The organism is Peribacillus sp. P4_C12, from assembly GCF_056402095.1.
Genome location: NZ_JBFUIB010000803.1, coordinates 1 through 1341 on the forward strand (window position 1 = coordinate 1; position 1341 = coordinate 1341).

A 1341-nucleotide genomic window follows, 5' to 3' on the forward strand; every position below is an offset into this window, starting at 1 on the left:
CCTTTACTGTAAAAGGGGATCATATTAAAGAAGTTATCCTCAAAGGAAGCGGGCATATGGGGATGTTGGAAGCTCCAGGCAAACTTGCCGAAGAAATTATACGTTTTGTCGAAGGAAAATAAGTGAAGAAATAACAAGTAGGAACACGGGACTTTACCGTTTCCTGCTTTTTTTTTTTGTAAAAGGAAATAGTTTCCCTTTTGTACAGAACGTTCATTCGGTAGAATAGGAGTATGAGGTGGGTTATATGAAACTGCGAAAAAATTTACAAGAAGTTATCACTGGTTTAAAAACAAATGAGGAATTTAAAGATAATATTGTTCACTGGCAAGTTATTGACGAGAAAGAGGCAAAAATCGTCTCTTTCCCAGATCAAATAGATGATAAAATCAAGCAGGCTCTTAATAAACGAGGGATAAATGGGTTGTATACCCATCAGGCGACTGCTTTTGAGACTGCTGTGAGTGGTAAAAGCCTTGTGGCTGTCACACCGACAGCTTCTGGTAAAACGTTATGCTATAATTTGCCAGTTCTTCAAAAAGTACTTGAAGATGAAAAAACAAGAGCACTTTATATTTTTCCGACAAAAGCATTGAGTTATGATCAAAAAAGTGAATTGAACGAAATGATTAATGAGATGGAAGCTGATATAAATAGTTATACGTACGATGGAGACACACCATCCAATATAAGGCAAAAAATACGTCAGGCAGGGCATATTGTGATTACCAACCCTGATATGCTCCATTCGGGAATCCTGCCGCATCACACGAAATGGGTTTCTTTATTTGAGAATTTAAGGTATGTGATCATCGATGAACTTCATATATACCGAGGCGTTTTTGGAAGTCATACGGCAAACGTCATTAGAAGACTAAAACGAATCTGCCAGTTTTATGGAAGTGATCCTGTATTCATCTGTACATCTGCGACAATCAATAATCCAAAAGAGTTGGCTGAGGAACTTACGGAAAAAGAGATGGTTCTTGTCAATAACAATGGAGCACCGAGCGGAAAAAAACATTTTGTGTTTTATAATCCGCCAGTAATTAATAAACCGCTTAATATTCGAAGAAGTGCGGTGTTGGAAGTCAGGAAACTCGCAAATGAGTTTTTGAAAAATAAGATTCAAACAATTGTTTTCGCTCGAAGCAGGGTCCGTGTGGAGATTTTACTTACCTATTTACAGGAACTAGTGTCCAAACAGTTGGGCCCAAAATCGATCCGAGGTTATCGCGGAGGTTATTTGCCAACACAGCGTAGAGAAATTGAAAAGGGGCTGCGGGATGGTTCAATTTATGGTGTGATCTCTACGAATGCTCTTGAGTTAGGGGTTGATAT

General features: G+C 38.5%; 1 protein-coding gene. It reads left to right on the forward strand.

Annotation, left to right across the window (positions count from 1 at the left end; genetic code table 11):
- Positions 1 to 247: 247 nt before the first annotated feature.
- On the forward strand, positions 248 to 1341 hold a 1094-nt coding region (locus tag AC1DUW_RS29135; RefSeq protein ID WP_477644227.1), incomplete at its 3' end, for a DEAD/DEAH box helicase.